We start from the raw sequence: 24,166 nt of genomic DNA, 5'->3' as shown, positions 1-24,166 counted from the left end.
CCAGTACGCGACAAACTGCGCCCAGCTCCCGAGGAATATTCCTTCGCCGGAACTCAGCAGACACGGAGGGCGCGCGACCGGCGGAGCCAGCATCCGCGGCATTCCCGCCGCGAGGATTTCAAGGGCGTCCGACGATTCGCGTGACGCCAGCAGACTGTCCTCGGTGCCGGCCAAGTATCGACGTACTTCTTCGGCTACGCGTGTGCTGCGAAGCTCCAGGTAAGAAGCCCGGATTTCATCGAGTACGGAAGTGGGCACACGCGAATAATTGGAGTCCCCCAGTCTTTCCAATGCGGCGCGCCTGACGAAGTGAGGAAGCGCCCCCAACGTTGTTTCGCTGCCGAGCAACGCGTCCTGAAAGACCGAATAGCGCGCGAGCCATGGAGCAGGCGCGCGGCCCACGGGGCGGCGTGCAGATGCCCACCGGTTCGACCGGCTAGCGCTTTCCGTTCCAGTCTGCTCTCTCAGGTTCATTGCTATAAAAAACATATCGATATGGACGTGACTCTACACTCTTGTCGAGCCCGGCATAAAGCTATACATGGGTTTTCGGTCGCATCGCTCCGAACTTAAGGGCTCCGCGAAATTTTTCCGTGAGCGTCGCGATGACGCTGACCTAAAGCCTGCTGCCTGTCCTCGCGAAATGCCATATATGCACGCTATGATGCCTTCGGCAAAAGCAACCGAGGATGGCTCACCGCAATGTCTAGCTTACGTTTGCATTTTTGGTCGATCGTTGGGACTGTGATCGCGTTCCTGGTGTCGCTGTGGATCAATCAGGAACTGTTCGCGCACACGTCTTTCGTGCGAGGAGTCAACTGGGTTTACCTGCCGTCTGGTGTTCGGCTTCTCAGCACACTGCTGCTTGGATTCGATGGTGCGATTGGCCTGCTGCTTGCCGGACTGATTACCGACTTTCTCTACTGGTTTCCGCATGACCCGGTGCGTGCAACAGCAGGCGCGTTGCTTGGATCTTTGGCGCCGTATCTGGTGTACCGATTTGCGCTCGAGTATTACGATCTGCGCGCATCGCTGACGAACCTGACGCCGAAGCGGCTTCTCGTTCTGGCTGTCGCCTATTCGGTGGCAAATCCGCTGTTTCATCACCTGTGGTTCGCGCTGACCGGTACGACGAAGAACTGGTTCGAGAGCTTCTTCACGATGTTCGTGGGCGATCTGACCGGCGCGCTGATCATGCTCTATGTGATGAAGTGGCTGCTGGCCTTGTTGCCGAAACAGCCCGGCAATTCCAGTTGGCAACCAAATCGACCTAGCCAGGCAGCACAGTCGCCCATGATGCTGGCGCGGGATTGCACGACCGTGCGGAGGCGAAAAAGCTATAATGTGTTGTTTTATCTAGCAAAGTTGGTGGCAGCATGGCCCTGATGATTACCGACGAGTGCATCAATTGCGACGTCTGCGAGCCCGAGTGCCCGAACGACGCGATTTCGATGGGTCCGGAAATCTATGTGATCGATCCGAAGAAGTGCACCGAGTGCGTCGGTCATTTCGACGAGCCACAGTGCATCCAGGTGTGCCCGGTCGAGTGCATCCCGCGTGACCCTAATCACCTGGAAACGCCCGAAGGTTTGATGGCGAAATATCACGCGTTGCAGGCCGCCAAGGGCACCTGACGTGCGCGGGTGACGCGCAAAAGAAAACGGCGAAGGCCTGCGGGTCTTCGCCGTTTTTTTGCGGCCGCGTTTCGGTTATCCGATGTAAGCGCTGAATATACCCCGCAACGCGTCGAGCAGGATATCGCATTCGGCATCGGTGCCGACCGAGATCCGCAGATGCTGGTCAATCCGCGGTGCGTTGAAGTGCCGCACGAAAATTTCCTTTTCCCGCAGCCGCGACGCGAGCGTCGCTGCGTCGTACCCTTGATGCCGCGCAAACAGCAGATTCGCGGCCGACGGCACCACCTCGAAGCCGAGCGCGGTCAATTCCGCCGCGAGCCGTTCACGGCTCGCGATCACCTTCGCGCAGCATTCGCGAAACCACGCGTCGTCTTCGTACGCGGCGGTGGCGGCGGCTTGCGCGAGGCGATCGAGCGGGTACGAATTGAAGCTGTCCTTCACGCGATTGAGCGCATCGATCAGCGCCGCATCGCCGAACGCAAAGCCGACGCGCATGCCGGCGAGCGAACGTGACTTCGACACGGTCTGCACGACGAGCAGATTCGGATAGCGGTCGATCAGCGCAATCGCCGACTCGGCGCCGAAGTCGACATAGGCTTCGTCGATCACCACGACCGAATCAGGATGACTCGCGACGAGGCGTTCGATTTCCGCCAGCGGCAGCGGCCGGCCGGTCGGCGCGTTCGGATTCGGAAACAGGATGGCGCCATTGGGCACCGCGTAGTCGTCGACGTTGATCGCGAAGTTCCCATCGAGCGGGACGGTGCGGTAGTCGACTTCGAACAGCTTCGCGTAGGTTGGATAGAAGCTGTACGTGATATCGGGAAACAGCAGCGGCTTGTCGTGCTTCAGCAAGGCCTGAAATGTCAGCGCGAGCACTTCGTCCGAGCCGTTGCCCGCGAATACCTGGTCGGCGCGGATACCGTGATACGCGGCGACCGTTTCGCGCAGCTTGCGTGCGCTCGGATCGGGATAGCGGCGCAGTGTGTCGGCCGTATCGCCAAGCTCGCGGCGGATCGCGTCGAGCACGCGCGGCGACGGCGGATACGGATTCTCATTGGTGTTCAGCTTCACCGGATGCGCGAGCGCGGGCTGCTCGCCCGGCACGTACGGCGTCAGACGGTGAACGATGTCGCTCCAGTAGCGGCTCAAGCGATTCTCCTCGCGGTTGCGGGTTTCGATGGATGTGGCGCGCGTCAGCTGTTGTTGCGATGCAGTTGCATCATTGCGCGTTCGAGCTCGCCTTTGATGATCTGCGGCATCACCGCGAGCGCGCGCTCGATCGACGCGTCGATGACCTCTTGCTCTTCTCGCCGCGGCGGCTTCAGCACATAGTTCGCGACGTCCGGCTTCGCGCCAGCGCGCGCGGTGTCGGGAATCAGGTCGCGCGGATGGCCGATGCCAATCCGCAGCCGCCAGTATTGCTGCGACGACAGATGCGCGCTGATGTCCTTCAGGCCATTATGCCCGCCGCTGCCGCCGCCGAGCTTCAGCTTGACGCTGCCGGGCGGCATGTCGAGCTCGTCGTGCGCGACGAGTATCTCGTCGGGAAGAATCTTGAAGAATTGCGCAAGCGCGACGACCGATTGACCAGAACGGTTCATGTAGGTCTGCGGCTCGAGCAGATGCACTTCCTCGCCATGCAACCGCGCCTTCGCGTAAAAGCCGTGAAAGCGCCGTTCGTCGTGCAGCGTTGTGCCAGCCTCGCGCGCGAGTTGATCGACCAGCCAGAAGCCGGCATTGTGACGCGTCGCGGTGTATTCGGCGCCCGGATTGCCGAGCCCGACGATCAGCTTGATCATGATTGCGTGAGTCCACCAGGTCCGGAAGTGAAACGCTCCGGACTAAAAAGGCCGAAAAAAAACCCGCCAGGGCGAACCTCGGCGGGTCACATCGACCGTTTCATCGGAAACGGATCGAGAGGATTGCTTGCTTCGAACCGAAAGGCTCTTAAGCAGCCGGCGTTTCGCCGCCTTCAGCAGCAGCAGCGTCTTCAGCGATGGCGCCAGCCGGGATCGTTGCAGCAGCGACCACCGGGTTTTCCGCGTCGACGTGGGCGACGAGCGCCACACCTGCCGGCAGCGGGATGTCCTTCGCGTGAACCGATTGACCGGCTTCGATCTTCGCGAGGTCGACTTCGATGAATTCCGGCAGTGCCGACGGCAGGCACTCGATTTCGATTTCGTTGATGACGTGCGAGATCACCGCGCTCGACAGCTTCACTGCCGGGTTGGTTTCCTGGTTCAGGAAGTGCAGCGGCACCTTGGTGTGCAGCTTCTTCGACGCGTCGACGCGCTGGAAGTCCACGTGCAGCACGAGCTGACGGAACGGGTGGTATTGCACGTCGCGCAGCAGAACCTGTTGCGACTTGCCTGCCACTTCCAGATCGAGGATCGACGAGTGGAAAACTTCTTTCTTCAGCGCGTGCCACAGGGCGTTGTGATCGAGTTCGATCAGTTGCGTGTCAGCACCAGCGCCATAAACGATACCCGGGGTCTTGCCCGAGTTACGCAGGCGGCGGCTCGCACCCGTACCTTGCTGGGAACGCTCGAAAGCGACTACTTTCATGTTGAATCTCCAATGCACTGCCCGCGACCAGGCAGTAAAAACAGGGCCTCGAAGCCGTAATGGCTGAGGCCCGGGACAGCGGCAAGAACCTTCGTCCGTTCATGCCGATTGTGCAAAAACGCCGCGTGTCGCATGAAGCGGTACGCGGCGTCTTCGCAAATGCTTAACTTTCAGCGAACAGCGACATCACCGAATCGCCGCGGCGGATGCGGGAGAACGTTTCGGCCAACAAACCGGCGCTCGTCAGCGAACGGATCTTCGCGCACGAACGGGCTTCTTCGCCGAGCGGGATCGTGTCCGTGACTACGAGTTCGTCGAGTGCGGAGGCGGCGATACGCTCGCCCGCGCCGCCCGACAGAACCGGGTGGGTGGCGTAAGCGAATACCTGCTTCGCGCCGCGTTCCTTCAGAACCTGCGCGGCCTTACACAGCGTGCCTGCGGTGTCGACCATGTCGTCCATGATCACGCAGGTGCGGCCTTCGACTTCACCGATGATGTTCATCACTTCGGCGACATTCGCCTTCGGACGACGCTTGTCAATGATCGCGAGATCGCAATTGAGTTGCTTCGCCAATGCACGGGCGCGAACCACACCGCCGACGTCCGGCGAAACAACCATCAGGTTGTCGTAGTTCTGCTTGCGCAGATCGCCAAGCAGCACGGGCGTTGCGTAGATGTTGTCGACCGGGATGTCGAAGAAGCCTTGAATCTGGTCGGCGTGCAGATCCATCGTGATGATCCGCTCGACGCCGGCGATTTCCAGCATGTTCGCCACGACCTTCGCCGAGATGGCGACACGCGCCGAACGCGGACGACGATCCTGGCGGGCATAACCGAAGTAGGGGATGGCTGCGGTGATCCGGCCAGCGGATGCGCGCTTGAGCGCATCGACCATGATCATCAGTTCCATCAGATTATCGTTAGTCGGCGCGCACGTGGATTGCAGGACGAAGACATCCTTGCCGCGCACGTTTTCCTGAATCTCGACCTGGATTTCACCGTCCGAGAAACGGCTAACCATTGCTTTGCCGAGGGGGATACCGAGGTTTTTGACGACTTCCTGTGCAAGCGCGGGATTTGCGTTGCCAGTAAAAACCATCAGGCCGTCATGGCTGCTCATCATGCACCTACTTCAGGCTGGGGGGCGGGAGAATGTGAATTACTGCGGCGAACTACAGCGAACTACGAGAATTTTTTGGCAGGGGAGAAAGGATTCGAACCTTTGCATGCCGGAATCAAAATCCGGTGCCTTAACCAGCTTGGCGACTCCCCTACACTGACTTTGAGCTCCGCCGAACGTGGAGTTTCGTTCGACGATGCAAAACTTATGACGCGAAAGCAAAGAGTGGATGCTGATCCAAGCCCGCGGCTACTGCACTGTTCCATTCGCCGGGCAGCTTGGCTTGCGCCGCTTCTGCTTCAGCTTTGCTACGGAACGCTGCAAAAACACTGGCACCCGACCCGGACATCCGCGCTGGCGCGATGTTCTCAAACCACCGCAACACTTGCGCTACTTCCGCGTACTTTCCTACTACAACCTGCTGCATGTCATTCCGACCGAAGCTTTCTGGCCAATCGGTGTTGCAGCTGTGTTCTGCAGGAAAGTCCGTAATTATGAGAGGCTTTGTATCTCTTGTCAACGCTTTTTCGGAAAAAATCGCTGCAGTTGGAACCTGCACCCTCGGCGTCACTACCAGAAAGTGACGCGGCGGCAATTGTACAACGTCTAATGATTCTCCGACACCCTCTGCGAACGCATTTTTTCCAAATACAAAGAAGGGCACGTCCGCGCCGAGCTTCAACGCAAGATCCTGCAACTCCTGACGCCGCAGATCGAGCTTCCACAGACGATTGAGCGCGAGCAGCGTCGTCGCCGCGTCGGAACTGCCGCCACCGAGGCCCGCGCCCATCGGCAGGCGCTTGTCGATTTCGATATCGACACCTTCGTGAGAGCCCGTATGCGACTTCAGCAACGTCGCGGCCCGTACCGTCAGGTCATGCTCGGGCGGCACGTCGGCGATTTCGGTGCGGCGCGTGATGAGACCGTCATCGCGTCGTGTGAAGTGCAGCGTGTCACCCCAGTCGAGCAACTGGAAGACCGTTTGCAGCGTGTGATAACCATCCGGCCGACGGCCGGTGATGTGCAGGAAGAGATTGAGTTTCGCTGGCGCGAGACAGTCGCGCAGCGAATCGGTTGTTTCGATCATGAGTGAAGGCTACATGCGCCACGGTGGCGCCAAACGGGTAGCAAGGTTACGTGAGCGGATGCCGGGACAAAAGCCCCAGCAACGACGACTCACTGATCCAGCACGAGCTTGATGTCGAGCGGCGGCTCCGAGCGACTCAGATTGACGCGCTTCACGCCGGTGGCTGGTGCATCGGCATAGGCGACATAGTCGATCGTCCAGCCATCCTGGGTGATCTGCTTCAGGCGCGACGGTTGATCCGGATCCTTCTCGGTCTGCGCGCGCGAGGTCGGCGCCGGCGACGGCTGCAGCCAGTAGCGTAATCCTTCGACCGGCAGCGCGAAGCCGAGCGCGTTCTGCATCAGCGTCGACACGTTATCGGCGGTGAGCGGCTGGCGGTTCGGCAACTCGAGCGTCGCCGAAGCCGGCGACGAGGTCACGATGGCCAGCGTCTGGCCGAGCGGATTGCGCAATTGCAGCGTGACGGTGTCGCCGGTTTCCTGCCACGAGAAATTGCCGTAGGCGTTGCGCTGCTGGCCGTTCTGATCGTTGTACTGAACCGCGAAGCGGCCCTGATACGAGCGGCTCGTCTGCGCGGTGACTTCGGTCGCGGCGTTCGATGTGGACGGCCCCTGCGGCTTTACGGACGCGCAGCCGGCCAATGCGACAACCGCTGCCGCCGCGCAACCAAGCGCGATGCCGCGCGGCGCCACGGAAAAAGAAATCAAACGGGAAAGACGCATCAAAGATCGTTTACCTGAAGACGTTGCAACGTTTTGACGAGAGTCTCGTTGTTGGGTTCGAGCTTGCGCGCCTCGCGGAACGCGGCGCGCGCCTGTTCCTGTTCGCCGGCTTTCCACAGCACTTCGCCGAGGTGCGCGCCGATCTCTGCGTTCGGCTGGAGGCTGTATGCCTTGCGCAGCAGCTTGATCGCATCAGCCGTGTTACCCATCCGGTACTTGACCCAGCCGACGCTGTCCATGATGAACGCATCGTTCGGGGCAAGCGCCGAGGCCTTCTCGACCAGCATGTCTGCCTCCGGCAGGCGCTGGTTGCGATCGGCGAGCGAATAGCCGAGCGCGTTATATGCCTGCGGATTGTCCGGCTGCGTCTGGATCAGCTTGCGCAACTGCGCTTCCATGACGTCGTAATGGCCGGTTTTTTCGGCGGCCATCGCGTAGTCGTAGGTGAGGTCGGGGTCGTCGGGAAAGTTCGCCGTGGCTTGCTGCAGACGCGCTTCGGCCTCCGGGTAGCGCTTCGCGTCGAACAGGATCGCTGCATCGGTGCGTGCGATCAGCGCCACGTCACGCGGATCCGAGGTCTGCAAGTTGGCGAGCAACTGGCGCGCCTCTTCGGTCTTGCCCTGCTTCGCGAGCAGTTGGGCGCGCGTGATCTGCGCGGCCAGATATTGCTGACTCGCCGGCGAGATCTTGTTCAGCCAGTCGCTCGCGGCCGCCTCATTCTTCTGTTCGAGCGCTAGCTGCGCGAGATAGATGTAGGCCTGGCCCGCATCGGCGCCCGGCGTCTTCTCGGCCTGCTGCGCGTATTGGATCAAATAGGCCTGCGCGTCGGGGAGATTCTTCTGCTGGATCTTGATCAGTGCGAGCGCCATCAACGGCGTCAGGTCGTTGGCGTTTGCCTTGCGCATGATCTCGAACTGCTTCTGCGCGTCGTCGAGACGGTCGCTCGCGAGATACATCTGCGCGAGCGCGAGCCGCGCGTCATGCGATTTCGGATTCTGCTGCACGTACTTTTCGAGCGACGCGATGCCTTCCTTGCGCTCCTCCGGGCCCATTTGCGACAGCACCAACGCTGCGGGCAGATAGTCGGGCTTGATCGTGAGCGCCTGCTCGAGCGACTTTCGCGCACCCGGCGCGTCGTCGGCCAGCAGCTGCTGGCGCGCGACGGCCAGTTGCGCTTCCGGCCGCTTCATATCGTTCTTCAGCAGGTCCTGCAACACGTGCAGGCCACCGACGCGGTTCGGGCCGCGCGACAACAGCAATTGCAGCGCGAGGATCGCGCTGCCGCGATTTTCCTCAGGTACCTTCGCGAGTTCCTGCGACAGGATCGGCGACGCATCGTCGGGCCTGCCGGACAGCACGAGCAGCGACGCGTCGAGTTGCGCGGCGCGTTCCGAACCGGGCGCGTACTGTTGCCACAGTTGCGCGGCGGCGAGCGCGTCCGACGGGCTCTGCGCGGCCAGCGCGATTTCGGTGGCGCGTTGCGCCATGCGCGGGTCGTGCGTGTCGCGCGCGAGCGCGAGGTAGGTCTGATAGGCCGGCGCCGGCTGATCGCGCTGTAGCGCGATCTCGGCGGCCAGCACCTGGAAGACGATCTGGCTTGACAGCGGCACCCCGGGCAGCGACTTTTCGTCTTCCGGGGTTGACGGACCCAGCGGGTCCGGCATCGTGACCGACGTGTCGTCGGAATCTGGCGACTGGTCCTGCGCATGCGCGGGCACGGCGGCCAGCGCCCACAATGCGAGCGCACCTGCACCAAGGATCCGGCGCGCGGACACGGCGAGCGGCACGTTGGACACACGCGCGCGGCGCTTTGAAAGCAGCTTCACGAAGGACACGTTCATGGAAATCCGTTCAATGTTTCAGTCGATTGTAACGCGCTCGCTACAATACGCGCACAACCACTCACGCAAGTAGCAGACCAATCAGCCATGCCAGAGTTGCCAGAAGTCGAGGTTACCCGACGAGGGATCGAACCGTATGTGTCCGGGCGCAAGGTTGAGCGCGTGGATGTGCGGACGGCTGCGCTGCGCTGGCCGATTCCGGCCGACCTTGCGAAAACCTTGCGTGGCCATGTGGTGCGCAAAGTCGAGCGACGCGGCAAGTATCTGCTGTTCGAAATCGACGCAGGGTGGTTCATCGTGCACCTCGGCATGACGGGCACGTTGCGCGTTCTGCGTCATGTGCCGCATCCGCCGGCCGCGGCGAAGCACGATCATGTGGACTGGATCTTCGACGACTTCATCTTGCGCTATCGTGATCCGCGCCGCTTCGGCGCGGTGCTGTGGCATCCGCGCGAGGAAGGCGACATCCTCGAGCATCCGCTGCTCGCGAGCCTTGGCGTCGAGCCTTTCTCGCCGGCGTTTTCAGGCGCGCTGATGCATCGGTTGACGCGCGGGCGCAAGGTGTCGGTGAAGCAGGCTCTGCTGGCGGGCGACATCGTGGTGGGCGTGGGCAATATCTACGCGTCGGAAAGTCTCTTTCGCGCGGGCATCCGGCCGACCACCGCGGCGGGCCGCGTGTCGCTCGTGCGTTATGAACTGCTGGCCGATGCCGTGCGCGTGACACTCGCCGCCGCGATCGACAAGGGCGGCAGCACGCTGCGCGATTTCGTCGGCAGCAACGGCGAAAGCGGCTATTTCCAGCTCGACTACTTCGTCTATGATCGCGCGGGCCTGCCATGCCGTGTGTGTGGAACGCCAATCAAACAGATCGTGCAGGGACAACGCTCCACGTACTTCTGTCCCACTTGCCAGCGTTAAATTCTCGATGCCTTCCCGCCTGACTCCAACGACCGCCGCGCGCTCCAGCGCGTCCGGCGCCACGTCCGCTTTCACGCCGATGCCTGATTTTTCCGCGCGTCTGATCGCCTGGCAGCGCCAGCATGGCCGCCACGATCTCCCGTGGCAGAACACGCGTGACCCGTATCGGATCTGGCTGTCCGAAATCATGCTGCAGCAGACCCAGGTCTCGACGGTAATACCGTACTACGCGAAATTTCTCGCGCGATTCCAAGATGTCGCCGCGCTCGCCGCGGCGCCGTCCGATGACGTGATGGCACTGTGGGCCGGCCTCGGTTACTACACGCGCGCGCGCAATCTGCATCGCTGCGCGCAGGTCGTCGTCGAGCAGCATGGCGGCGCGTTTCCCGCGTCGGTCGACGAGCTCGCCGAGTTGCCCGGCATTGGCCGCTCGACGGCCGCGGCGATCGCGTCGTTCGCGTTCGGCGCGCGCGCGACGATTCTCGATGGCAACGTGAAGCGGGTGCTCGCGCGGGTGTTCGGCGTCGAAGGTTTCCCGGGCGAGAAGAAAGTCGAGAACGCGATGTGGACGCTCGCGGAATCACTATTGCCGTCGAATGCGTCGAACGCGGAGGTCAGCGCCTACACGCAGGGCTTGATGGATCTCGGCGCGACCTTGTGTGCGCGCGGCAAACCCGACTGTACGCGCTGTCCGTTCGCGCCGGACTGCGTCGCCAACGTCAGCGGACGTCAGCGGGAATTGCCGACCGCGCGCCCGAAAAAAGCGGTGCCGACGCGACGCACATGGATGCTGGTGCTGCGCGACGGCAATGCGGTGATGCTCGAGCGACGGCCGCCGTCGGGCATCTGGGGCGGTCTATGGAGTCTGCCCGAAGCCGCCGACGAAGCGACGCTCGCCGAGCTGGCGCGCGTGTTCGGCAGCGATGGCGAAGTGTCGGCGCTTGCGTCGTTCTCGCACGTGTTCACGCATTTCAAGCTCGACATCGAACCGCGGCTTGCCGAGCTCGATCGCGGTGTCGGCGCTCTCGCCGCGCTCAACGATGCGGACACCGCCTGGGTTGCGCTCAGCGATCTGGATTCGTTCGGCGTGCCGGCGCCGGTGCGCAAGCTGCTCGCCAGTCTGCATGGTTCGTTGATCTAGCGGAAGGACGACTTCAGGATTTCACAGCAATTGATGCTGCTGCATGTAGTGATGCACGACGTCGATGCGCGCGCCGGCGTCGGTCAGTTCCATCAGCTTTTGCCGCGCGCGCAACGCGATTGGCAGAACCTCCGCGAGACGGTTGGACACCCACGACGGATCGTCCAGCCGGAACGGTTCCGCGAACGGCAGGCTGTCCGGATCGCGTTCGCGGATCGTCGCGATAATCCGCTCGAGCACTTCCGCGCACGCGCCGAATTTGGCCAATAGCTCATTGCCTTCGAGCGGCAGGTCGTCGGCGAGCGGCTCGGCCATGCCGACCAGCAGACCGCTCGCTTCGACGCGATGCGACAACAGGCGAAAGCGCTTCGTGCCGCGTGCGCGAATTAGCAACATGCCGAAAGCCTCGACGTCGCATTCGTCGATTTCGGCGAGACAGCCGATCGTTTCGGGCACCGAAGGTTCTTCCTCACGCGCGACTTCGGCGCCGCTTTTCAGCATACACACGCCGAACGGTGTTTTTTCGCGCAGGCAGTCACGCGCCATGTCGAGGTAGCGCGCTTCGAAGATCTTTAGCGGCAGCAAGCCATCGGGAAATAGCACCGTATGCAGCGGAAACAGCGGCAAATCGGCGTACACAGTAGGCGTAGAGGACATGGCGCAACGCTTCGGGTTAAGGCCGCGCGATGCGGCCGGTTAAGCCACCAGCTTCGATGATTCGCCGACGTCGACCGGCGCATCGCGGTGCCGCACGATCACATTCGCCGATGTTGCGAGACGCGCGGCGAGCGTCTCCGCGATGAATACCGAGCGGTGCTGGCCGCCCGTGCAACCGATTGCGACGGTCAGATAACTGCGATTGTCGTCGCGGAAATGCGGCAGCCACTTGGACAGATACTTCTCGATGTCGTCGATCATCTCGTGGACGACCGGCTGCGCATCGAGAAAGTCCATTACAGGTTTGTCGAGGCCGGTGAGCGGCCTCAATTCATGATCGTAGTATGGGTTCGGCAGCGTGCGTACGTCGAATACGAAATCCGCGTCGAGCGGTACGCCGCGCTTGAAGCCAAACGACTCGAACATCAGTACGAGCCCTGCGTCCTCCTGTTCGATGAAGCGCTTGACCCATGCGCGCAGCACGTTCGCGCGCAGATTGCTCGTGTCGATCTGATGGCCGAATTCGGCAAGTCCCGCGACCAGTTCACGCTCGCGTTCGATCGCTTCGGCGAGCGACGTGAGCAGGCCGACGTCCGCGTCGTGCGCGGGCGAGCCGGACAACGGATGGCGGCGACGCGTTTCGGAAAAGCGTTGAATCAGCGACTGCGTGCTCGCGCTCAGAAACAGCACGCGCACGTCATGCGAGCGCTTGAGGTCGCGGATCATTGCGGGCATTTCGTCGAGCGACGAACCGGAGCGCGCGTCGATCGCGACCGCGAGACGGTCCTGGCCGTCAGCGGCGAGGTAGGTGGCGAGTTGCTGCAGAAAACGCGGCGGCAGATTGTCGACGCAGTAATAACCCGCGTCTTCGAGCGCGTTCAGGGCAACCGATTTGCCGGAGCCGGAGATACCGGTGATCAGGATTATGCGCATGGAGTCGTCGAAAGCGTAGATTTCATCATAGCATCTGGCCTCCATGCGCGTGCCCGCGTCCTGCCTTCCGCCGGGCGCTTCATGGCGCTGTGATCGGCTTCAGATCAGCTTGCCGGGAAACTGGCTATCGGGATCCTGCATGGCGAGTCGTTGCCGATCCATGAAATCGCGCAGCGTGTCGATACCGCGCAACTGCAGGATCGTATTGCGCACGGCCGCTTCAACCAGAACCGCGAGGTTGCGGCCTGCGGCCACCTGGATCGTCACCTTGCTGATCGGCAGGCCGAGCACGTCGACGGTCTGGCTTTCCAGCGGCAGTCGCTGGAATTCGCCATCGGGGCGGCGCACCAGTTGCACGATCAGCTTCAGTTTCATTTTCCGGCGCACCGCCGTTTCGCCGAAGATCGTCTTGATGTCGAGCAGTCCGAGGCCGCGCACTTCCAGCAGGTTCTGCAGCAGCGGCGGGCAGCGTCCTTCGACGAAGTCCGGGCCGAGGCGCACGAAGTCGACTGCGTCGTCGGCGACGAGACCGTGGCCGCGGCTGATCAGTTCGAGCCCGAGCTCGCTCTTGCCGAGACCCGAGTCGCCGGTCAGCAGCACACCCATGCCGAGGATGTCGAGAAACACGCCGTGCAGCGTCGCGCGCGGCGCGAGAATGCGCGACATGTAAAGTCGCAGACTGTCGATCACCGCGGCCGCCGAGGTCGGAGTCGTGAACAGCGGCGTCGACGAGCGCGTGCAGCGCAGCACAAGCTCAGGCGGCGCAGCGACGCCGCCCGCGACGACGAGAAACGGTGGCTCGAGCGCAATCAGCTCGGCCATGTGGCGCGAGCGGTCTTCATCGGTCTGACGTTTGTAGTAGTCGATTTCCGCATCGCCGAGCACCTGGATCCGGTTCGGGTGGATCAGGTTCAGGTGGCCGACGAGGTCGGCGCTCGAGGTGGCATTGGCGACCGATTCCGAAGAGAAGCCGCGCTCCCAGCCTTCATGCCCCGTGAGCCAGCTGAGTTTCAGCATGGCGGCGTTGTCGTCGAAAATGCTCTGGGCGTTGATGCTGGACGTATCCATGAGTCAGTGACTCCAGTGTTAGCCGCTTGCCGGGCCTTACCTGCGTGTGTGCGCGCGTATCTACTACCGCCGCCGTTGCATCAAGGTTGCCACTGAGTAAGCAGGCGATGCAACGATTCGCGGTCTTCTTCGGTGTGCAGCCGCTCGCGGGCGTCGCGATCGGACAGCAATTGCGCGATCTCGGAAAGAATTTCGAGGTGCTGTTGAGTGGCCTGCTCGGGGACGAGCAGGAAGATCAGCAGCGAGACCGGCTGGCCGTCCGGCGCTTCGAAGGGGATGGGTTCCGCGAGTCTGACGAATGCGGCGAGCGGTTGCTTGAGGCCCTTGATCCGCCCGTGCGGAATCGCGACGCCTTCGCCGAGCCCTGTCGAGCCGAGTCGTTCTCGCGCAAAAAGATTGTCTGTGACGGTACTGCGGGCGATGCCGTTCTGGTTCTCGAAGATCAGGCCCGCTTGCTCGAACACGCGTTTCTTGCTGGTGACCGATAGTCCGATGACGACGTTCTCGAGGGGAAGAAATTTGGCTAAACGATTCATGTTGACAGGCGAAAACGTGGCCTGAGTTCTCCCCAACGGGGCGGTTGAGTGACGTTCCATTCGTTCGATGCTGGCGAAGACGGACGGTGGAGTCGATCGCGAAAGCGTGAGATTTCGACCGGCCGTACTTCATCAGAACTGGCTTGACCCCGATGGTAACCGGAACATTATAGAACAGGGTGACAGCCGATGGTGCGGCGCGCCATCTATGCATATCAGGTTTTTCACCGCTTGCGGTGCGGAATATGTCGCGCTGCGCAAACGTCTGCGGGAATGGTTGAGCCTGGCTGCGGCGACGGGGCGCCGGCGCAGTGCGCAAGCCGGGCGCTGAAACGAAAAACCGCCCGGTTGTGGGCGGCTTGACGAGTCCCAGAGAAATCAGCAATTCCCTCTAGTTTCTCCTATTGCGGCGGCACGTCCAGTTGCGGCGCCGGCTGATACTTGATCGCTTCGTGCTGATGGCCTTGCAGGCGATCCTTGTGGCGTATCACCTGTCTGTCGAGCTTGTCGATCATCAGATCGATTGCAGCGTACAAATCACTGTCACAACTCTCGACGAAAATATCCTTGCCCTTCAGGTGGAGGTTGATTTCCACCTTTTGGCGCTTCTCCTTTTCCTTATGGTTGTCGACCGAGAGGACCACACTGCCGTCGATGACCTGATCGAAATGTCTTAGCACCCTGTCCAGTTTGGTGATCACGTATTCGCGCAACGCAGGCGTTACTTCGAGGTGGTGTCCACTGATCTTGAGATTCATAGTGCTTCTCCAAGCTAATGGCCGCTTGGTCCGCACAATGACAAAGGTCCGGTCGATCTGACGGCTTGCCTGTGTCGCCCCCCGGTGACGGACATCTGGCAGGTCGCAGCGGCCGGCCTGTCCGCCAGGTGCGGAGCGGCCGGTAAATGCCCGCTGCAAAACGCGGCGGGCTACAGAGACTTGCGCAGGTTGACTGCCGGGATTTTGAGCGCCTCACGGTATTTCGCAACGGTACGACGTGCGACCACGAAGCCCTGTTCCGCCAGCAGTTCGGCTATGCGACTGTCTGAAAGTGGCGATTTCGGGTTTTCCGCTCCTATCAGTTGTTTGATCAGCGCGCGAATGGCCGTGGAGGAGGCCGCGCCGCCGGTGTCCGTCGAAACGTGTGAGCCGAAAAAGTACTTGAATTCCAGCGTTCCGAAAGGGGTCAGCATGTATTTACCGGTTGTCACACGCGAGACAGTCGACTCGTGTAGGCCCAGCGTATCAGCTATTTCCCGCAAAACCAAGGGGCGCATGGCGATTTCGCCGTGCACAAAAAAGCTCTTTTGACGCTCGACAATCGCCTGCGCAACTCGCAGGATCGTCTCGAAACGCTGCTGGATGTTTTTGATCAGCCAGCGTGCTTCCTGGAGTTGCTGGCGCAACGATCCGCTGCCCGGATCGCCCCGGTTGTTGCGCAGAATATTCGCGTACAGATGGTTGATGCGCAGCTTCGGCACCACCTCGGGATTCAGCTCCGCCTGCCAACCCTGTGCCGTTTTCCGCACCATGATGTCGGGCACCACGTAGTCCGCTTCGGCCTTGCCGTAGGCGGCGCCAGGAAATGGTTCAAGCGAGCGGATGAGCATGTGCGCGTCACGCAGCTCGTCGTCGCTGGCCTTTAGGTGCTTGCGCAGCCGCGTGAAATCGCGCGCGGCGAGCAGTTCCAGGTAATGGCCGACAATGTCTAGCGCGAGCGCGCGCGTGGGCGATGGATCGAGCCGCAGCAACTGCAGCTTCAGACATTCGGATGCCGAGCGCGCGCCGACGCCGGGCGGGTCGAAGCTATGCAGCAGCGCAAGCGCGGCGTTCAGTTCGTCGACATCGACCTCGAGTTCTTCGGGCAGGTCGGCCAGCACTTCTTCGAGCGTGGCGGCGAGATAGCCGTCGTCGTCGAGCGATTCGATCAGGAACGTGATGAGCGCGCGGTCTCGCGGGCTCGCCTGGGTGACGCGCAGTTGCGCCATCAGGTGGTCGCGCAGCGAAGTGCTCGATTCGTGGATTTGCAGCGGGGGCAGGTCGTCGTCATCCGACGCGGTGCCGGAGCGGCCGTAGTCGTCGAGGTTCCATTGCGACGAATCGCCGCCGCCGTCGCCCGAGAGACCGTTGTATTCGTCGACACCCTGCGGCTCGCCGCTTTCGGCGCGCTCGCCGTTGCCCTCGGAGGAGGCCGAACCGTTGCCGGCCATCGGGTCGGCTGGCGCCGAGGAGCCAGGCGTCTGGGCAATCACGGAACCGTCGGCCGCAACCCGCAACGGGCTCGCGATCCACTCGTCTTCGTTTTCGAGGAGCGGATTCTGCGAGATCGCCATGGCGACTTCCTGCTGCAATTCGAGCGTCGACAACTGCAGCAGCCGGATGGACTGTTGCAGTTGCGGCGTCAGCGCAAGATGCTGCGATAGGCGGAGTTGGAGGCTGGCTTTCATGGCAAGTTGAGATTCATTGTAGAGAGTTTGCCACGACCGCGATACCTTGCGGCACACGCAATTTTTGGGTACGCCGAAATGGCGCGCCGCGCGGCGCCAGCCTGCGCCGCCGGAAAACGGATGTGCGGGTGCCGCAAAAACGGCGTTCCCGGTCCCGCGAGCCGCGAGACCGGGAACGCCGTGTGTGCTTACATGCGGAAGTGCTCGCCCAGATAGACGCGCCGCACGCTTTCGTTTTCGATGATGTCGCTGGGCGCGCCGGCGGCTAGCACGCTGCCGTCGCTGATGATGTACGCGTGATCGCAGATGCCGAGCGTTTCGCGCACGTTGTGGTCGGTAATCAGGACGCCGATATTGCGCTGCTTCAAGAACTTGACGATTTTCTGGATTTCCAGCACGGCGATCGGGTCGACGCCGGCGAACGGTTCGTCGAGCAGAATGAAGCTCGGATTGGTTGCCAGCGCGCGCGCAATTTCAACCCGACGACGCTCGCCGCCGGACAGCGACAGCGCCGGATTTTCGCGCAGATGCGCGATCTGAAGCTCGTCGAGCAGCGCTTCGGTGCGCGACGTGATCGCGTCTTTGCCGAGACGCTTGCCATTTTCGTCGTGCTGCAATTCCAGCACCGCGCGGATATTCTGCTCGACGGTCAACTTGCGGAACACCGACGCTTCCTGTGGCAGATACGACAGGCCGAGCGACGCGCGCTTGTGAATGGGCAGCAGGCTGATCGACTTGCCGTCCAGATCGATTTCGCCGGCGTCGAGCGGCACGAGTCCGACGATCATGTAGAACGACGTGGTCTTGCCGGCACCGTTCGGGCCGAGCAGGCCGACCACTTCGCCGCTCTTCACGTCGAGCGACACGTCCTTGACGACCGTGCGCGAGCCATAGCGCTTTTTCAGATTGCGCACGACCAGCGAACTGCTGGTGCCGGCCGGCTTGCGATGGGGGAGCGGCGTGATTGTGCTGCTGACGGTGCTCACTGGTTCGGCGCTCCCTGGATCGAATTGGACGGCGTGAGCGTGGCCGACGCGCCGGTCAGCGGCGCGGCGCCGGCGTTGCGCGGCGACAGCATCGCGCGCACGCGGCCGGTCGGGTTGCCCGGACCGGCGACGTCCTTGCCCGCCTTGGCGGTGTAAAAGTCGTTCTGGCCGTCGTAGGTGATCACGCTGCCGTGCACCTGGTCGAGCAGCGTCGTCATGCTCTGCAGGCGGCGCACCGTCGCGTTGGTGGTCAGCGTGGTCAGGTCCTGCTTGCCGTCGTAGTCGATGCGGATGGCCGTACCCTCGATGTATTCGTCGAGCCCTTCGCGCTTCTGGCGGAAATACGACAGATTGTTGCCGCTCGAGGTGCCGGTCGCGAACTGGTAGCCCTGCGGGTCTTGCGACACTTCGACGCGATCGGCCTTGATCAGGATCGTTCCTTTGGTCGCCACCACGTGGCCGGTAAAGATGCTGACCTGCCGCAGGTCGTCGTAAGTCATGTTGTCAGCTTCGATGTTCAGCGGCTTGTCCTTGTCGGCGCGGTCCGCGTGCGCGAGCGGCGCGAAGCCGACGAGCGGCAGCGCGACGACGAGCGCAGCAAGTGCGGCGCGGCACGCGCAAAGCGCGCGGGAACGGCCGGTATCAAAACGGGGGAGCGATTCGTTCATGCAGTCACGCCTAGAATGGATTACCCGGTATGCGTTGGCTTAGTGGCCGGAATCGGACGCGGCGATTGCGCCTCTTACATTGCCGAACAATTGCATAAACCGGGTGACATTGTTGTATTTCATGCCACTGGCAGTCATCACCGACATGCCGCGCTGAAGTTTAACTGGCTTTTCAGTCTCGATCACATCGTCGTTGACGAGGACCCTGAAATGCTCGGAGTCGGCCTGCATCTGCGGATCGCCGCCGCCGGGCGCGCGCAGGATGCGGGCGTTCTGGTACAGATTGACGATCGACGCATCCGCGTTGACCGTGCCGGTATCGCCGGTCGCGGTCACGATCGGCTTGCCGGGCTGGAACGCGCGCATCGCCGGCTTGACGAGGTCGCTCATTTCGTCGTCCTCGTAATGGATCAGCGACTGCGCGGTCAGCCGGTACTGCGTCGCGCCCGACTGGTCGAGCTCGGACACCGAGAAGTTGTCCGCGAAGTAGTCCGGCGTGTGCTCTTTCGGGCGCGCCACGTTGTCGGTCTTGCGCGGCAACGTGGCTTGCAGCAGCCACCACGTGATGCCGGCGAGCGCCGCCATCGCGATGAGCGGGATCAGCGAAGTCAGGCGAAACTGGTTCATCCCACGAGGCCCCGTTGCTCGCCGCTGCACGCCGCCGCAAGCAGTGCTTCATATTTCTGCTGCGCGCGCAGCAGCGTGTCGACCACTTCGCGTGCCGCGCCGTGGCCGCCGCGCGCCTCGCTGACCCAATGCGCACGCGCGATCACTTCGGGATGCGAATTGGCCGGCGCAGCCGCGAAGCCGACGCGCAGCATTACCGCGAGATCGACCCAGTCGTCGCCCATGTAACCGCATTCCTCGGCGGTGAGGCCGGTTTGCCGCAGCAGGTCGGCGAACGCCTGCGGCTTGTCCTGCACCCCCTGGTAGACGTGCGTGATGTTCAATTCTTTCACCCGCGCCGCCACGATGCCGGACTGGCGCCCGGTGATGATGGCCGTTTCGATGCCGGCCTGGCGCAGCAGCTTCATGCCGTGGCCGTCCATCGAGTTGAAGCCTTTCATCGTGTCGCCTTCCGCCGTGAACAGCAGGCCGCCGTCGGTCAGTACGCCGTCGACGTCGAAAATCATCAGCTTCACACGGCTTGCGCGTTCGGTAGCGGTAGGGGGAGCAACTGCCATCAGATCACCTTCTTCGAAAACAGGTCGTGCATGTTGAGCGCGCCGATTAGCTTGCCCGATTCGTCGACGACCAGCATCTGATTGATGCGATAGCGCTCCATCAGTTCCACGGCTTCGACCGCGAGTTGATCCGGCCCGATCGTGCGCGGGCCCGCGGTCATCACCGAACCGATCGGCAACTGGCGAAAATCGCCGTCGCGTTCGAGCACGCGGCGCAGGTCGCCATCCGTGAAGATGCCCGTCACACGGCCTTCCTGGTCAACAACCGAGGTCATGCCCATGCGTTTCGCGGTCAGCTGGAAGAGGGCATCGCTGACGGTCGCCTCGGGTGTGACCTGCGGCAACTGGTCGCCGGTGCGCATGACGTCGCGCACATAGGTAAGCAGGCGTCGGCCGAGCGCGCCGCCCGGATGCGAGCGCGCGAAGTCGTCACGGCCGAAGCCGCGCGCGTCGAGCACCGCGACTGCCAGCGCGTCGCCGAGCGCGAGCGCGGCGGTGGTGCTGGCGGTGGGTGCGAGATTCATCGGACAGGCTTCCTTCGCGACGCCGGAATTCAGATGCACGTCCGCGAGTTGCGCGAGGCTGGAGCCCGGGCGGCCCGTCATCGCGATCAGCTTCGCGCCGATCCGCTTGATGAGCGGCAGGATTGCCATCAGCTCTTCGGTTTCGCCAGAATTGGAGAGCGCGAGGAACACGTCGTCGGCGGTGACCATGCCGAGGTCGCCGTGGCTCGCTTCCGCCGGATGCACGAAGAACGCGGGTGTGCCGGTGCTTGCCAGCGTGGCCGCCAGCTTGCGGGCTATGTGGCCTGATTTGCCGATGCCGGAGACGACCACGCGTCCACGGCAGCCCAGGATGAAATCGACCGCGCCGACAAAACTGCCGTCGAGCTGGTCGCGAAGCGCGCGCACGGCGTCCGCTTCGATGTCGAGTACGTCGCGAGCAAGCGTGAGTGCCCTGTCGCCATTGATTTTCGCTATCATGCGCGGAGTATAGCAAAGGCGCCTGTTCGCCGCGCCGGGCCTACTGTGCCGGGCCGCTGTCTTCGTCGGCCTGCCGATAGTCTCATTTGCAGCTGCTTTGGCGTTCGTTAGCAGCTTTTTGCCGGCCCTATCCATCATGTCGCACGGTGTCTCTCGTGCGCGGTTCCGCTGACGAACGAGGACGCTTCACCCATGCGTTTTTGCCGATGATTTCCCCGCTCGAAATGACGCTGTTTCTGTTGCTGGCATCGGTGGCGGGCGTGGTGATCTTTCGCTTCCTGAATCTGCCGCCGATGCTCGGCTATCTGACGGTCGGCATCGTCGTCGGGCCGCATGCGTTCGGGTTGATTCCCGATTCGGCGGGCGCGCAGAACCTCGCGGAATTCGGCGTCGTGTTCCTGATGTTCTCGATCGGGCTGGAGTTTTCGCTGGCCAAGTTGCGCACGATGCGCCGGCTCGTGTTCGGACTCGGCTTGCTGCAGGTGATCGGCACGGTCGCGGTGGCGGTGTCGCTCGGCTTCGTGCTGGAGCGCTGGGTACATATCACGTGGCAGGCGTGCGTCGCGCTGGGCGGCGCGCTGGCGATGTCGTCGACGGCGATCGTCAGCAAGATGCTCGCGGAGCGGCTCGAGATCGAAACCGAGCACGGCCGCAATATTTTCGGCGTGCTGCTGTTCCAGGATCTCGCGGTGGTGCCGCTGTTGATCATCATTTCGGCGCTCGGCGGGCGCTCGGAGAATCTGGCCAGCGCGCTCGGCATCGCGGCGATCAAGATCGTCGTGGCCCTCGCGCTGCTGCTGATCGTCGGCCAGCGCTTCATGACGCGCTGGTTCAACGTGGTCGCGCGGCGCCGCTCGCAGGAACTGTTCATCCTCAATCTGCTGCTGGTGACGCTCGGCGCCGCGTTCATCACCGACAAATTCGGGCTGTCGCTCGCGCTCGGCGCGTTCATCGCCGGCATGCTGATCGCCGAGACGCCGTACCGGCATCAGGTGGAAGAGGACATCAAGCCGTTTCGCGACGTGCTGCTCGGGCTCTTCTTCGTGACCACCGGCATGCTGCTCAATCCGCGCGTGATCTGGGAGCATCCGCTCGTCGTGCTGGCGTTTTTCGTCGGCCCCGTGTTGCTGAAGATGGTCATGATTACCGGCCTCGCGCGGCTTTTCGGCGCGACCCCGGGCGTGGCGATGCGCACCGGCATCGGTCTCGCGCAGGCGGGTGAGTTCGGATTCGTGCTGTTGAACCTGATCCTCGACCGGCATCTGGTCGACGCGACCCTGTTGCAGACGATTCTTGCCGCGATGCTGCTGTCGATGCTCGCCGCGCCGTTCATGATCCAGAACGCGGACCGCGTCGTGCTGCGGCTGTCGTCGACCGAATGGATGATGCAGTCGTTGCAGATGACGCGCATCGCGACCCAGAGCCTGAAGCAGAGCGGCCACGTGATTATCTGCGGCTATGGGCGCGCCGGGCAGAACCTCGCGCGCATGCTCGAGCATGAAGGGCTCTCGTATGTCGCGCTCGACCTCGATCCCGACCGCGTCGCGGCGGCAGCGGCGGCTGGTGAATCGGTCGTGTTCGGCGACGCGGGGCGGCGCGAGTCGCTGCTGGCCGCGGGCCTGCATCGCGCGGCCGCGATCGCGATCACCTACGCGAACACGCCGTCGGCACTGCGCGTGCTGCACAACATTCACGAGATGGAGCCGACGCTGCCGGTCATCGTGCGTACCGTCGACGACGCCGATCTGGAGAAACTGCTCGCCGCCGGCGCGACCGAGGTGATTCCGGAGATCGTCGAGGGCAGCCTGATGCTCGCGTCGCATACGCTCGTCGTGATGGGCGTGCCGATGCGCCGCGTGGTGCGACGCGTCGAGGAGATGCGCGACGAACGCTACTCGCTGTTGCGCGGCTATTTCCACGGTGCCGACGACATCGACGACGACGACGGTCACGAGCAGGTGCGGCTACAATCGGTGCCGGTCGACGAGAGCTCCGACGCGGTGGGCCGTACGCTCGCCGAGGTGGGCCTGTACGAACTCGGTGTCGAAGTGACCGCGATCCGCCGGCACGGCATCCGCGGCGTCGAACCGGACCCGTCGACGAAACTGCGCGCGAGCGACATCGTGGTGCTGCGCGGTCTGCCCGAGCAACTGGCGCAAGCCGAGGAGCGGCTGTCGCAGCATCGCCGCGCCGCCGCGGCCTGAACCCGTGAACCCGGACCGTTCTGGCGGGCGACCCTGATTCAAGCTTTTCACCGGACCTGCCGAGGTCCATCCGGAGACATCATGTCCAACGCGCTCGCGAGCGCGCCGCTCGATGCGGCCGACTACCTCAGAAGTCACATTCGCACGGTGCCCGACTGGCCGCAGCCGGGCGTGCAGTTCCGCGACATCACGCCGCTGCTGCGCGAGCCGAAGTCGCTGCGCGTGCTGATCGACCTGTTCGTGCAGCGCTATATCGATGCGAAGCTCGATTACATCGCCGGGCTCGATGCGCGCGGCTTCATCATCGGGCCGATCGTCGCGCACGAACTGAGCCTTGGCTTCATCCCGATTCGCAAGGAGCGGGCAAGCTGCCGTACAAGCGGATCTCGCAATCGTATGAACTGGAATACGGCACCGCGACCGTGGAGATTCACGAGGATGCGTGCGAGCCGGGCGACCGCGTCGTGATCATCGACGACCTGATCGCGACCGGCGGCACGATGATGGCCGGCAAGCTGCTGCTCGAGCGGCTCGGCGCGGTCGTCGTGGAAGGCGCGGCGATCGTCGACCTGCCGGACCTGGGCGGTTCGAAGCTGCTGTGCGAGGGCGGTCTTGCCCTCTATACAGTGACGAGTTTCGGCGGTCACTGAGCCGGGAGGCCGTTACAGCGCGCGGTCGGGTTTTTCGCCCTACCAGCTGTTAAAGCCGTACGAGCCGCACAAGCTCCGTTGGCCGCACCAGGCCAACCGGGTTCCACGACATGGCTCACCGCCAGGGCTCATCAGCCGCCCAACCAGAAGGCCACCACGATGCCCAATTTCCTGCTGTTTCTCGCCACTTCGATTGCGATCACCGTGGCGCCCGGCCCCGACAATCTGCAGGTGCTCGCGCGCGGCATCTCCCAGGGCCGCGCGGCCGGCCTCGTCGCCGCGCTCGGCTTTGCCGCCGGCATCACCTTTCATACGACGCTCGCGGCGCTCGGCGTTGCCGCGCTGCTGCGTTCGTCGCCGCTCGCGTTCGAAGCGATCAAGCTCGCCGGCGCCGCGTATCTGGTGTGGATCGGCATCAAGGCGTTGCGCAGCCAGGGACTCGCGACCGCCCACGAGCGTGCGCCGCAGCCGCTTTCGGCAGTGTTTCGCCAGAGCGTGCTCGGCAATCTGATGAATCCGAAGGTCACGCTGTTCTTCGTCGTGTTTCTGCCGCAGTTCGTGCAACCCGGCGGGGCGCAGAGCGTGACCGTGCAGATGCTGGAGCTCGGCGCGCTGTTCATGCTGCAGACCGTCGTGGTGTTTTCGCTGTTCGGCGTGTGCGCGGGGATCATCGGCAGCTGGCTCAGACGGCGGCCGCGTGTCGGCCTGTGGCTCGATCGCGTGGCTGGTGCGACGTTCATCGCGATCGGGATTCGCGTCGCGCTGCGCGACTGACGCGCGTCACGCGACCCCCTGTTTCCGCTTTGCCAGGTTCGCC

Annotated in this window: 24 protein-coding genes, 1 tRNA gene and 1 pseudogene; 7 read left to right on the top strand and 19 right to left on the bottom strand. The window is 62.9% G+C overall.

The window, feature by feature from the left end:
- The first annotated feature begins 702 nt into the window (after window positions 1–702).
- Both QFZ94_RS28525 and QFZ94_RS28520 read left to right on the top strand, forming a co-directional pair.
- Window positions 703–1,386, top strand: coding sequence for a hypothetical protein (locus tag QFZ94_RS28525; RefSeq protein WP_429461015.1), 684 nt, complete (start codon window positions 703–705; stop codon window positions 1,384–1,386).
- Entirely contained in the window at window positions 1,377–1,634 is a 258-nt protein-coding gene (locus QFZ94_RS28520; RefSeq protein WP_090802933.1) for a YfhL family 4Fe-4S dicluster ferredoxin, read from the top strand. The genes QFZ94_RS28525 and QFZ94_RS28520 overlap by 10 nt, the downstream gene beginning before the upstream one ends.
- Window positions 1,635–1,709: 75 nt before the next feature.
- On the opposite strand, the gene hisC is transcribed toward QFZ94_RS28520, so the two are convergent.
- From hisC to QFZ94_RS28480, 8 genes are all read right to left on the bottom strand, one after another.
- Window positions 1,710–2,789 (bottom strand): histidinol-phosphate transaminase, encoded by a 1,080-nt coding sequence (gene hisC, locus QFZ94_RS28515; protein WP_429461013.1) that lies wholly within the window; start codon window positions 2,787–2,789, stop codon window positions 1,710–1,712.
- A gap of 44 nt (window positions 2,790–2,833) precedes the next feature.
- Entirely contained in the window at window positions 2,834–3,439 is a 606-nt protein-coding gene (gene pth, locus QFZ94_RS28510; protein ID WP_429461011.1) for an aminoacyl-tRNA hydrolase, read from the bottom strand.
- 148 nt (window positions 3,440–3,587) lie between these two features.
- On the bottom strand, window positions 3,588–4,205 hold the full coding sequence (locus tag QFZ94_RS28505) for a 50S ribosomal protein L25/general stress protein Ctc (protein WP_013088318.1): 618 nt from the start codon (window positions 4,203–4,205) through the stop codon (window positions 3,588–3,590).
- A gap of 163 nt (window positions 4,206–4,368) precedes the next feature.
- A complete protein-coding gene (locus tag QFZ94_RS28500; RefSeq protein WP_008921698.1) occupies window positions 4,369–5,325 on the bottom strand; it encodes a ribose-phosphate pyrophosphokinase in 957 nt (318 codons plus the stop codon).
- A gap of 76 nt (window positions 5,326–5,401) precedes the next feature.
- A tRNA-Gln gene (locus tag QFZ94_RS28495) sits at window positions 5,402–5,478 on the bottom strand.
- A 52-nt stretch (window positions 5,479–5,530) separates the two neighbouring features.
- Entirely contained in the window at window positions 5,531–6,412 is an 882-nt protein-coding gene (ispE, locus tag QFZ94_RS28490) for a 4-(cytidine 5'-diphospho)-2-C-methyl-D-erythritol kinase (protein WP_429461010.1), read from the bottom strand.
- Window positions 6,413–6,501: 89 nt separating this feature from the next.
- Window positions 6,502–7,134 (bottom strand): lipoprotein insertase outer membrane protein LolB, encoded by a 633-nt coding sequence (lolB, locus tag QFZ94_RS28485; protein ID WP_429461008.1) that lies wholly within the window; start codon window positions 7,132–7,134, stop codon window positions 6,502–6,504.
- Window positions 7,134–8,975, bottom strand: a complete 1,842-nt coding sequence (locus QFZ94_RS28480) for a tetratricopeptide repeat protein (protein ID WP_429461006.1) — start codon at window positions 8,973–8,975, stop codon at window positions 7,134–7,136. The genes lolB and QFZ94_RS28480 overlap by 1 nt, the downstream gene beginning before the upstream one ends.
- A gap of 87 nt (window positions 8,976–9,062) precedes the next feature.
- On the opposite strand from QFZ94_RS28480, the gene mutM reads away from it, so the two are divergent.
- The gene (gene mutM / locus QFZ94_RS28475) at window positions 9,063–9,893 is read left to right on the top strand and encodes a bifunctional DNA-formamidopyrimidine glycosylase/DNA-(apurinic or apyrimidinic site) lyase (protein ID WP_429461004.1); all 831 of its coding nucleotides are present in this window, start codon (window positions 9,063–9,065) and stop codon (window positions 9,891–9,893) included.
- A gap of 7 nt (window positions 9,894–9,900) precedes the next feature.
- Complete coding sequence (mutY, locus tag QFZ94_RS28470) at window positions 9,901–11,034, top strand: A/G-specific adenine glycosylase (protein WP_429461002.1); 1,134 nt, start codon at window positions 9,901–9,903, stop codon at window positions 11,032–11,034.
- A 21-nt stretch (window positions 11,035–11,055) separates the two neighbouring features.
- Here the strand turns inward: mutY and QFZ94_RS28465 are convergent, their stop codons facing one another.
- The 11 genes from QFZ94_RS28465 to kdsD form a co-directional block, all read right to left on the bottom strand.
- On the bottom strand, window positions 11,056–11,691 hold the full coding sequence (locus QFZ94_RS28465; protein ID WP_013088324.1) for an LON peptidase substrate-binding domain-containing protein: 636 nt from the start codon (window positions 11,689–11,691) through the stop codon (window positions 11,056–11,058).
- A 39-nt stretch (window positions 11,692–11,730) separates the two neighbouring features.
- Window positions 11,731–12,624 carry an RNase adapter RapZ gene (gene rapZ / locus QFZ94_RS28460; protein ID WP_041734268.1) on the bottom strand — a complete coding sequence of 298 codons (894 nt, stop codon included), beginning with the start codon at window positions 12,622–12,624 and terminating at the stop codon, window positions 11,731–11,733.
- Window positions 12,625–12,723: 99 nt separating this feature from the next.
- The gene (gene hprK / locus QFZ94_RS28455; RefSeq protein ID WP_008921706.1) at window positions 12,724–13,692 is read right to left on the bottom strand and encodes an HPr(Ser) kinase/phosphatase; all 969 of its coding nucleotides are present in this window, start codon (window positions 13,690–13,692) and stop codon (window positions 12,724–12,726) included.
- Between the two features lie 80 nt (window positions 13,693–13,772).
- A complete protein-coding gene (locus tag QFZ94_RS28450; protein WP_013088326.1) occupies window positions 13,773–14,288 on the bottom strand; it encodes a PTS sugar transporter subunit IIA in 516 nt (171 codons plus the stop codon).
- A gap of 341 nt (window positions 14,289–14,629) precedes the next feature.
- A complete protein-coding gene (gene hpf / locus QFZ94_RS28445) occupies window positions 14,630–14,986 on the bottom strand; it encodes a ribosome hibernation-promoting factor, HPF/YfiA family (protein WP_008921708.1) in 357 nt (118 codons plus the stop codon).
- Window positions 14,987–15,156: 170 nt separating this feature from the next.
- Window positions 15,157–16,674, bottom strand: coding sequence for an RNA polymerase factor sigma-54 (locus QFZ94_RS28440; RefSeq protein WP_368584512.1), 1,518 nt, complete (start codon window positions 16,672–16,674; stop codon window positions 15,157–15,159).
- A 188-nt stretch (window positions 16,675–16,862) separates the two neighbouring features.
- Window positions 16,863–17,639: an LPS export ABC transporter ATP-binding protein gene (lptB, locus tag QFZ94_RS28435; RefSeq protein ID WP_176110652.1), complete on the bottom strand. Its 777-nt coding sequence runs from the start codon at window positions 17,637–17,639 to the stop codon at window positions 16,863–16,865.
- A 17-nt stretch (window positions 17,640–17,656) separates the two neighbouring features.
- Window positions 17,657–18,328, bottom strand: a complete 672-nt coding sequence (gene lptA, locus QFZ94_RS28430; RefSeq protein WP_410848179.1) for a lipopolysaccharide transport periplasmic protein LptA — start codon at window positions 18,326–18,328, stop codon at window positions 17,657–17,659.
- Window positions 18,329–18,367: 39 nt separating this feature from the next.
- Window positions 18,368–18,955 (bottom strand): LPS export ABC transporter periplasmic protein LptC, encoded by a 588-nt coding sequence (gene lptC, locus QFZ94_RS28425; protein ID WP_429460999.1) that lies wholly within the window; start codon window positions 18,953–18,955, stop codon window positions 18,368–18,370.
- A complete protein-coding gene (locus tag QFZ94_RS28420; protein WP_429460997.1) occupies window positions 18,952–19,512 on the bottom strand; it encodes a KdsC family phosphatase in 561 nt (186 codons plus the stop codon). Before QFZ94_RS28420 ends, lptC begins: the two co-directional genes overlap by 4 nt.
- Window positions 19,512–20,495, bottom strand: coding sequence for an arabinose 5-phosphate isomerase KdsD (gene kdsD, locus QFZ94_RS28415; RefSeq protein ID WP_368584431.1), 984 nt, complete (start codon window positions 20,493–20,495; stop codon window positions 19,512–19,514). The genes QFZ94_RS28420 and kdsD overlap by 1 nt, the downstream gene beginning before the upstream one ends.
- A 206-nt stretch (window positions 20,496–20,701) precedes the next feature.
- Here kdsD and QFZ94_RS28410 point away from each other — a divergent pair, with 206 nt between their 5' ends.
- The 3 genes and pseudogenes from QFZ94_RS28410 (at window position 20,702) to QFZ94_RS28400 (ending at window position 24,123) form a co-directional block, all read left to right on the top strand.
- Window positions 20,702–22,699, top strand: coding sequence for a cation:proton antiporter (locus tag QFZ94_RS28410; RefSeq protein WP_410848267.1), 1,998 nt, complete (start codon window positions 20,702–20,704; stop codon window positions 22,697–22,699).
- 81 nt (window positions 22,700–22,780) lie between these two features.
- Window positions 22,781–23,349: pseudogene (locus QFZ94_RS28405) on the top strand (adenine phosphoribosyltransferase).
- Between the two features lie 159 nt (window positions 23,350–23,508).
- Entirely contained in the window at window positions 23,509–24,123 is a 615-nt protein-coding gene (locus QFZ94_RS28400) for a LysE family translocator (RefSeq protein ID WP_176109611.1), read from the top strand.
- Window positions 24,124–24,166: the final 43 nt, after the last annotated feature.

The organism is Paraburkholderia sp. JPY465, assembly GCF_050436725.1.
Lineage (GTDB): Bacteria > Pseudomonadota > Gammaproteobacteria > Burkholderiales > Burkholderiaceae > Paraburkholderia > Paraburkholderia youngii.
The sequence above is the reverse complement of the archived record's forward strand: the minus strand, read 5'-3'. Positions and strand labels throughout refer to the sequence as shown.

What these genes read in the sequence shown, in the direction of transcription:
- QFZ94_RS28440 (WP_368584512.1), bottom strand. Translation starts at nt 16,674, where the DNA reads ATGAAAGCCAGCCTCCAACTCCGCCTATCGCAGCATCTTGCGCTGACG.
- QFZ94_RS28525 (WP_429461015.1), top strand. Translation starts at nt 703, where the DNA reads ATGTCTAGCTTACGTTTGCATTTTTGGTCGATCGTTGGGACTGTGATC.
- QFZ94_RS28500 (WP_008921698.1), bottom strand. Translation starts at nt 5,325, where the DNA reads ATGAGCAGCCATGACGGCCTGATGGTTTTTACTGGCAACGCAAATCCC.
- QFZ94_RS28410 (WP_410848267.1), top strand. Translation starts at nt 20,702, where the DNA reads ATGATTTCCCCGCTCGAAATGACGCTGTTTCTGTTGCTGGCATCGGTG.
- hpf (WP_008921708.1), bottom strand. Translation starts at nt 14,986, where the DNA reads ATGAATCTCAAGATCAGTGGACACCACCTCGAAGTAACGCCTGCGTTG.
- kdsD (WP_368584431.1), bottom strand. Translation starts at nt 20,495, where the DNA reads ATGATAGCGAAAATCAATGGCGACAGGGCACTCACGCTTGCTCGCGAC.
- QFZ94_RS28420 (WP_429460997.1), bottom strand. Translation starts at nt 19,512, where the DNA reads ATGGCAGTTGCTCCCCCTACCGCTACCGAACGCGCAAGCCGTGTGAAG.
- lolB (WP_429461008.1), bottom strand. Translation starts at nt 7,134, where the DNA reads ATGCGTCTTTCCCGTTTGATTTCTTTTTCCGTGGCGCCGCGCGGCATC.
- mutY (WP_429461002.1), top strand. Translation starts at nt 9,901, where the DNA reads ATGCCTTCCCGCCTGACTCCAACGACCGCCGCGCGCTCCAGCGCGTCC.
- QFZ94_RS28450 (WP_013088326.1), bottom strand. Translation starts at nt 14,288, where the DNA reads ATGGAACGTCACTCAACCGCCCCGTTGGGGAGAACTCAGGCCACGTTT.
- lptA (WP_410848179.1), bottom strand. Translation starts at nt 18,328, where the DNA reads ATGAACGAATCGCTCCCCCGTTTTGATACCGGCCGTTCCCGCGCGCTT.
- QFZ94_RS28480 (WP_429461006.1), bottom strand. Translation starts at nt 8,975, where the DNA reads ATGAACGTGTCCTTCGTGAAGCTGCTTTCAAAGCGCCGCGCGCGTGTG.
- lptC (WP_429460999.1), bottom strand. Translation starts at nt 18,955, where the DNA reads ATGAACCAGTTTCGCCTGACTTCGCTGATCCCGCTCATCGCGATGGCG.
- rapZ (WP_041734268.1), bottom strand. Translation starts at nt 12,624, where the DNA reads ATGCGCATAATCCTGATCACCGGTATCTCCGGCTCCGGCAAATCGGTT.
- mutM (WP_429461004.1), top strand. Translation starts at nt 9,063, where the DNA reads ATGCCAGAGTTGCCAGAAGTCGAGGTTACCCGACGAGGGATCGAACCG.
- QFZ94_RS28400 (WP_176109611.1), top strand. Translation starts at nt 23,509, where the DNA reads ATGCCCAATTTCCTGCTGTTTCTCGCCACTTCGATTGCGATCACCGTG.
- pth (WP_429461011.1), bottom strand. Translation starts at nt 3,439, where the DNA reads ATGATCAAGCTGATCGTCGGGCTCGGCAATCCGGGCGCCGAATACACC.
- ispE (WP_429461010.1), bottom strand. Translation starts at nt 6,412, where the DNA reads ATGATCGAAACAACCGATTCGCTGCGCGACTGTCTCGCGCCAGCGAAA.
- QFZ94_RS28520 (WP_090802933.1), top strand. Translation starts at nt 1,377, where the DNA reads ATGGCCCTGATGATTACCGACGAGTGCATCAATTGCGACGTCTGCGAG.
- QFZ94_RS28465 (WP_013088324.1), bottom strand. Translation starts at nt 11,691, where the DNA reads ATGTCCTCTACGCCTACTGTGTACGCCGATTTGCCGCTGTTTCCGCTG.
- QFZ94_RS28505 (WP_013088318.1), bottom strand. Translation starts at nt 4,205, where the DNA reads ATGAAAGTAGTCGCTTTCGAGCGTTCCCAGCAAGGTACGGGTGCGAGC.
- hprK (WP_008921706.1), bottom strand. Translation starts at nt 13,692, where the DNA reads ATGGATACGTCCAGCATCAACGCCCAGAGCATTTTCGACGACAACGCC.